Consider the following 7,460-nt stretch of genomic DNA (forward strand, 5'->3'; position numbering starts at 1 on the left):
CCTGCTGTGAGACGAGAACACCATCGCCTTTTTTACGCTCGCCGCTAACCGAAAGTCCAATGACCTTGCTGTCCTGAATGACTATCGCACCAAGTCCGGCCAGATTTGCGGATTTTCTTTTTTCGTCCACATGCCTTTTTAAAAGTTTGTCGATCTGCGTAATTGGGTTTGCTTCCGAAGCAAAGCTATTAATTGAAGAAAGCACCAAAGGGACTATTAAAAATGATAAGGCTTTCATTGTGTTCTCTCAAATCACATAACGCCTTTGTAACGGGCCGCGTTGTGGCGAAGCCACGCTTTTAGCGGTTCAGCCCGAAGGGCGATCGTTGACAAACTTGTGTGGTCGTTTAGATTTTTCTTTTCCTAGTAACCGTACCTCAGTAGTGGATACCTCGACTTTGGCTATTCTTCCAGGCGCTCCATTTCGCTTGGGAATATCTACTGTGTATTGACCAATAGATTTCTGTTCATTCATATGATCCCAAAGCAAAGCCGTTTCTTCTCCATCGACCTCTAAGGTGCGATTGGCCTTGGCTCGAATGATATAGCTCGCACGACGCTGTTCATTTTGATCTTCCGCCAGTTGAAACCACTCATAAATATCAACCTCTCTATCAGCAATACTCACAATTGTGCTTTCAGGACAGCGCTCCTGTATCTGACAAGCAGATTCGTAATGGTCTAGCCAGCGTCGACTCTCCTTATCCTTTATCGACTTGGTATAGCGAGAATTCGCGCTTGATTCCTTGCCTCGCTGCCACATACTGCCCTCAACAACACCCAGATTAACTCTCGATGGTGTTATAGCGATGGGGGTGTGCAAAAGTTGCTGATTGGTCCCTTTCCACCGAAGTGTTCCCATCTCTTTACTTTCTAGGTCAGTGGCAAAATTTAGAAAGGAAGTATCTTGAGGAGTAAGAACAACGGGCTGCGCCTTGATTCTCTCAAGAGTTACCGATTTATGACCGCTCATAATAGAGTCAAAGTTGACTTTATCATTTTCGATAAAGCGATAAGCCCCAAACGTTTCTGCCCAAGTTTTGTTTGCGCAGGGAATACTATTCTTTGGATCAGAACTAAAATTACTGAGAATATTAGACAAGCGCTTATTCAAACGTGTGTCACCCATAACCTGATTTTTTACTTCGTCCCTACACCAGTCCTGCATAATTATTCAGCCAAATCTGTAACTCTTACTACGTCAAAACTGTAATTCATTGATTCTTATAGTAAGATCAGAAGAATTTGTGTATAAAACTTAGCGCCGCGCTCTGGGGCAAACCGGAGCGAAGCGTAGATTTGTCCCTAACAGCACTTTTTTAGCCCTATTTATTGGTTAGTGTTTCCAATGCGTTCTTGTTAATACCAAAGCTGCTGTTGTACCAACAATAAGGCCATGCTAAATCGATAAAGTGCTGATTCGGTAATTGCCGCTCATTTGCCGGCCAATATTGCATCAGAAACCCTGTATGTTCAGGATGCTGAAGAATGCTGCAAACACCCAATATACTACAGAGAATTTCACGCTCAGATTTATTACCTTTAACTTCTTTCAGAGATGCGGCAAATTTTGAAGCTGACAGTTTGTCATTCCTTTTCTCGAAATCCATTACAAGATGGATAAGGTCCTCGCAGTTGGCCTCCTGGAGGTTATTTCTATTCATCAGTTTCAGATCAAACCAAACATATTCTATTTGAGTTAAACGAACACCGCCCCACATTAATTTTTCAAACAGCAGGACATCTTGATCTATCTCTGATTCCTTATATAAACCACATATCGGACATGGGCCATTTTCGGTGTGCGAGTGATTTGGCATATTTACAGCTTGAGCCACAGAAGAAATAAATGAGCGATCTTGTACCTTCCTTGTTGAAAGCGACTGTGACAACAGCGCTGCACATTCCTTTAAACTCACATTTCTAGATTTTGAGACTACATCGCCGATTATTTGGTCATGACTAAGCTTTGCCGAACCCAAATTCCAATGATGGATAGAAAGGTGCTCTGCATCTGAGTCAGATAAATTCCTTTTGCTTGAATCTATCCAGCCATTTTTCCAGTACTTGGCTTTTATAATTTTTATCGATTTAGAATCTATATCCATTCTGTGTCTCTGCGCCAGAAGGGGCTAACGCTCCGATTTAGACGGATATCGCCATCAGCTGCAATTGACTCAAATAGCGAATCTAGCATCTCATATATGTGCCACCGATCCACCGACTGTAGTTGAGCTATGCGATCTATAACCAATAGCTCAAGCTCTTCAACTCTCTTACCCTTCCATAGCTTGTCTGAGAGAGCTATAAGGAGTTCTTCAAGAGAGCATTCCATTTCCTGCCAGCGAGCATGTGACATGCAACACCTTGCTAATCTGGGGGATACACCTTTTTCTAGCAATAGGGCTTCACCATCTGGCTCATGCTCAGAGCCAGGACCAGTCATTTCGTGAGTGTGAATGATTTTTCCGATGTCATGGAGTGCTACACCCATCCTCACGAACTCTGATTCAACAGAAACTCCCAAATCAGATAACGCGCCTAGAACCAGATCGGCAGCCTCGCCTACAAGAGTAACGTGCATCTGAAGATGTTCTGGAGCACCTAGAGTCTTTATAAGATCAAATGCGTCCTGTCCTGTTGCTAGCTCCATACGTCCTCTAAACTGTTAAACCCGCCATCAACTGCGTAGCGGGGTTGCTGCCACTTGTCAGCTATACTTTAACTCGTTATCAGTTATAACCAACATATCATCCAGAGCTTCACCATTTAAATCAGAAACCCAACAGTAATAACCAACTTCCACTTCATCGAGAGTGATATTAAGGTAAGTTTCTATGTATGGAGTTAGTCTAAATTCATGTCTAAAACAAAGTTTATGGGCATGAAAATCGTACTTAAATTTACTGGTTATTGAAGTATCAATATCAAAGTCTTCGGATGAAGACCACTCTTTCGCTCCCTTAAAGGCTCGCGACTCAAGATTATGCTCCACTACCAACTTATCTAAACTATTTAGCAACTCTTCCATTGTTCAATCGTCTTTTTGGTATAGCTAACGCCCGCAGCACCGAGCAAAATTGGAACGCAGCGGAAGTTTTGTCCGGGTGACTGCGCTTGTTAAAAGGCTACGCCTCATGGCCAAGTCCTATTATTAGCTTCCCATCTCTGTAATCATGGGGAGGAACTTCCATATTGACTGGTGCTGGAAGGCCTCTAAAAACTCTGCCTGCAGCATCAAATTTGCTACCGTGGCACGGGCAGAAATAGCCCCCAGGCCATTCATCACCACCTAAATCTACTGCGCCGGCATCAAATCTAGGGGCGGCCTCACAGCCTAAATGTGTACATAGAGGTACAGATACAAAGATATTTGGGTTAATAGACCTATATCTATTTTTTGCAGACATAGGCTGGGTAGACTCTTCTGAATCTGGGTCCCTAAGGTCTGGAGATGGCTTATCTAAGAGCTTTAAATCTTCAGCAGTTCTTCTGTGGATATGAATGGGTTTACCCATCCATTCAGTTCGAATAAGTTCACCTTCCTTGAGGCGACTTAAATCAACCTCTACATCAAATTCTCTTATTCGTCCCTTCCTTATATTCCATGATTTAACAAATGGAACAAAAGAGCTAAGAACCCCAAACCCGAATAGGCTGATGACTGAATATTTAAGAAATCTTCTTCGTTGGCTCATATCCATTTAGCCTTTTAACGCCTGGCGCAACGGCGAAGCACGTAGTGCTGAATCCGGCACGCGCAGCGTGCGAATTGCCGCCATTTGTTAAATGCTTTACTGCGATTCATTTGGACTAATTTCTGCTTTAAACTGCCGAAACATTTCTTCCGGTGTTTTCCCATACACAGACAAGAATGCATTACCAAATTTCTCTCCATGTTCTATAGCCCGAAGTAACTTTATACCCCCTCGTGGGTGAATAAACTCATAGAATAACGATGCTTGGCGATAGTTCATATGCTGCTGCGTCCAAGCATCTTCGGAGGGCGGATAATTCAGTGGCCAGCGTGTGCTAAAAAATGCCCCTTTGTCTGCCGCAACGATATGGTTCCCTGAGCGAATAGAAGCTAGGGCCTGCTCTTTACTGACACGAGTAGCACCGCCACCTTTAGACGCAAAGGCTGCTAAACCGTCGTGATACCACTGAGGTATAAATGTGGCTTTGAATATTGAGACCTGCTGGAATAGGTGTAGGTGCGACAACTCATGTGCCAACCAAATGGGATAGTCCTCGTTTGAAATCACGTAGGATGAGAGGAATAGGCCGTTTGAAGTTACAGCAGCAAGAATACCCCCTTTTAAACCAGTGTATGAGTTAAAGCATTCTCGGGTATCGCAAATATGGACGGTTACCTTTTTCGAGAAAGGCTTGTCATGCACACCCTCAATTAGTTTGATTTGATCATCTAGGATTTTTTGAACGAGTAGGGCATTTTCCTCCATGCCTGGCTTGAACAAAATGCGCTCATCAGCAGCTAACTTGCTAAATTCGTCCTCTACGGGTGAATGACCCTCTAACGGAGAAAAATTATCGCAACCCGTAGATAGGACAAGAACTAGCATGGCGAAACATGCATAACAGCATTTCCTCCATAAAATTTGTAACAGAGGCATTTTCTCAATCCTGCTTGCTTGGTAGAAAAAGAGCAAACGGTATTGCAATTGGGCCAAAAAGCCCTCCCAAGACAACCCATAAAACTCGATTCAGATTCCTTTTCCGTGCGATTGCTAGGCAAACGACCATGCACACAAGGCTCAATACAAATAGGATGCTAACCATTTCATAATCTCTACGTGGTTGATTCAGACATTTAACGCCGCCAACACGGGCCGTAATGTAGGGGCAAAGCCCCGAAATGGAGGTCCAGCCAGCTTTGCTGGCGTTCGTGCTTGGCTTTGTTATGTTTTTGCTTCGTGCACACATTTAAAAGCGCTACCTTTTAGCTCCGGGCGCCAGCCATTTTGCAGTGCCGTTTGGATACTTGCCTCAATATCTTTAGGAGTTACAGGTTTTTCAAGGTTTCCTATCCAGCTATCGCAGCGTATCCACGGAAACGTAATGGATAACACCTGACCAGGACACTCTGCTAGCTCAACTGCCGCTGTCATGTCATCGCCAAAAGCACCTTGGCTATACGTAGGTTTACTTCGGATAGTCCAGCGGTACTCGACCGAATCAACGATAATTTTTCTAGATCCTTTTTTAGATATCGCCATAGCTCATACCAAAACATAACGCCCGCAACAGGGGCGACCAATACTATGCACTTTTTGTGCGAAACTGGAAACGCAGTGACCAGCACAAAAGGTGCATAGTATTGGGCGTCCCGCGGAGGCCCGAAGGGCCGGAGCATTCTGCTTGCGCTTGTTAGTTTTTGAGTCCACTGTACCTGATCTCACTTTACCGAGGGCGAGGCCAAATATATACCCCATTATTTACATAGTAAGACTTTAGTATCGGCAGTTTTCTAGCTTTAAATAGATCAGGAACTCCGCCGAATCGCTTTGGCTTCGCGTGTAGCAAACCTTTGAATTAGCGATTTCAATTGAAGCTTACGAATCTCTTTAAGTACGAGGACCTTAAATAGCTTGCTCTCCTTCCCAAGCTTGTAGTCCATTCTCCGTATATTTATTTCGCCACTCCTTGAGGAAAACTAACGCCCAAAGCAGCGGCGCGCGTTAGCGCGTCCAGCCCGCAGGGCGATGCTGCCTTTGTTTGTTATGTTATTACGCTTGATATACATATAAAACCAGCCAAACCATTAGAATCAAATACGCAACTATTGTGAAAATGAAAAAATTACGCCTTTTTCCTCTCTCTTGAGTTGGTATATATAGCCCATTGAGGCCAGTTATTGGTAGGAACAGTAGATACTCTAACCAATGCTTCGCAAACATTAGAGATAGTAATACTAATAGGTACGGGCGAATAGGATCGTTTGGATGAGGAAAGCTATACGCTACAGCGCTCCCAACTAACGCGAGCACTAAAAGAACACACCACTTTTGAAACTCAGTACCTATGAACATTATTCACCTAAAACATAACGCTTCAATAACCCGCAGCTGGAACGCAGCGAAGCGGAGTATAAGCTGTCGGGCGCCGAAGGCGCGTAGTTCATTGACTTGTTAACCCTGGAACTGGATGAAGGCATCATAAGCGTGATAGTGCTTAATGGCCTCCAGAACCTGACCAGAGTTTGGATTGCTTATTTGGGTACGTAGATTCTCTACAGCAGACTGAATATCTTGGACTGACAGAAAATACTGCAACCCCTCGAATGTTTCGCTAACTCCATCGTCCTCGATTACAGCTGCCGGGCTATCGAGTGACAACTCGCCTTCTGCAACGTATAAATCATGATCCCATTCTAGGGACTCTACGTTGTCAATGATCTCTTTTAGAACACCTTTCATCTTCGGACTCAAGAGGGTTAACGCCCGCCGCACAGGCGAGCAACTTGTTGCGAGTCCAGCGCACGAAGTGCGCGATTGTGCCGGCACTTGTTATGGCTACTCACTACTTCAAACCTTGCCAGTCCATATGTTCCGTTTCAAACATCTTACCTGTGAGCACCTCGTTAAAGCTTTCTTTTAGCTCTTTTGCTATTGCGCTTAAAGTAATACTGACTCTGTAATTAAGATTTCCATCTAACTCGGAAATTTTTTGTGATGGCACTGACATTTGATTAGTAGATGTATAGTCGAAATCGTTTGGGCTGAAATTTAGATCTGATATGTGACATTTTAATACTTCTCTTGCCCCTACTCCTTTAGGGATATATCCAATTTCAACTGATCTAGCAACGCAGGTGTTTTTAAATGTTCCTTTCAGCCATTTAGGTATTGCCTGGGTTGAAATATCTTCTACTCCAAAATATTCGTAACCAAGATCCTTCAATAACGGAAAAAGAAGCTCTTCTATCTTCTTAGAAAGTTCAATCTGATCCATAACTTCACTTACCATAACAGTTTATTAAAGAGCCAGTGGCTCACTATCCATTTGGCCACTATTTCTGGGATGGAGCTTCCAAGCTCGACAGAAAAGCCTTTAATTGCGCTAGGTTATAGACTATTCGTTCAAATAGTAACCAGAGATAGTGAGCCATCGGCTCAAGTCGCTGGGTTCAACCTCCCGCTCTTGAACACATTTTACCTATAATTAAATCAATAAGTTAGGGGGGACTTTCTGTGGATGTCAGCCATGGCTCTATAATTCGGGCCTTCGCACCGGCGATACGCCCAATCCACCACTGAAAATAACGGCCAGTATTACCCACTCGGAATCGCAATAGCCGCAATAGAGCTATGCACGGCCAGGCAGTTGGCCACTTCAACAATGCAGCTCGCCACTAAATCAGCCACATGGTCGGCGATATTTACCACTCCGCCGCCATCGGTTTGCAGGGTTTTGGTGGTGACATAAACACTGGTCATTGG

At 44.0% G+C, this 7,460-nt stretch carries 10 protein-coding genes; all 10 read right to left on the reverse strand.

Going from position 1 to position 7,460, the window contains the following annotated elements:
• A partial coding sequence (locus ACCI51_RS19140; protein WP_371845028.1) for a hypothetical protein occupies window positions 1-238 on the reverse strand: 238 nt, incomplete at its 3' end.
• Window positions 239-307: 69 nt separating this feature from the next.
• Window positions 308-1,168, reverse strand: a complete 861-nt coding sequence (locus tag ACCI51_RS19145; protein WP_371845029.1) for an IS4 family transposase — start codon at window positions 1,166-1,168, stop codon at window positions 308-310.
• A 157-nt stretch (window positions 1,169-1,325) separates the two neighbouring features.
• The gene (locus ACCI51_RS19150; protein ID WP_371845031.1) at window positions 1,326-2,108 is read right to left on the reverse strand and encodes a hypothetical protein; all 783 of its coding nucleotides are present in this window, start codon (window positions 2,106-2,108) and stop codon (window positions 1,326-1,328) included.
• A complete protein-coding gene (locus ACCI51_RS19155; RefSeq protein WP_371845032.1) occupies window positions 2,099-2,653 on the reverse strand; it encodes an HD domain-containing protein in 555 nt (184 codons plus the stop codon). Before ACCI51_RS19155 ends, ACCI51_RS19150 begins: the two co-directional genes overlap by 10 nt.
• 57 nt (window positions 2,654-2,710) lie before the next feature.
• The gene (locus tag ACCI51_RS19160; RefSeq protein ID WP_371845033.1) at window positions 2,711-3,031 is read right to left on the reverse strand and encodes a hypothetical protein; all 321 of its coding nucleotides are present in this window, start codon (window positions 3,029-3,031) and stop codon (window positions 2,711-2,713) included.
• Between the two features lie 97 nt (window positions 3,032-3,128).
• Window positions 3,129-3,698 (reverse strand): ubiquinol-cytochrome c reductase iron-sulfur subunit, encoded by a 570-nt coding sequence (petA, locus tag ACCI51_RS19165; protein ID WP_371845034.1) that lies wholly within the window; start codon window positions 3,696-3,698, stop codon window positions 3,129-3,131.
• A 96-nt stretch (window positions 3,699-3,794) separates the two neighbouring features.
• Window positions 3,795-4,691, reverse strand: coding sequence for a hypothetical protein (locus tag ACCI51_RS19170; protein WP_371845036.1), 897 nt, complete (start codon window positions 4,689-4,691; stop codon window positions 3,795-3,797).
• 228 nt (window positions 4,692-4,919) lie between these two features.
• A complete protein-coding gene (locus tag ACCI51_RS19175) occupies window positions 4,920-5,237 on the reverse strand; it encodes a hypothetical protein (RefSeq protein ID WP_371845037.1) in 318 nt (105 codons plus the stop codon).
• A 912-nt stretch (window positions 5,238-6,149) separates the two neighbouring features.
• Entirely contained in the window at window positions 6,150-6,437 is a 288-nt protein-coding gene (locus ACCI51_RS19180; RefSeq protein ID WP_371845038.1) for a DUF7716 domain-containing protein, read from the reverse strand.
• Window positions 6,438-6,540: 103 nt separating this feature from the next.
• Window positions 6,541-6,972 (reverse strand): hypothetical protein, encoded by a 432-nt coding sequence (locus ACCI51_RS19185; protein WP_371845039.1) that lies wholly within the window; start codon window positions 6,970-6,972, stop codon window positions 6,541-6,543.
• Window positions 6,973-7,460: the final 488 nt, after the last annotated feature.

This window comes from Microbulbifer echini, assembly GCF_041447225.1.
GTDB classification, from domain to species: Bacteria; Pseudomonadota; Gammaproteobacteria; order Pseudomonadales; family Cellvibrionaceae; genus Microbulbifer; species Microbulbifer echini.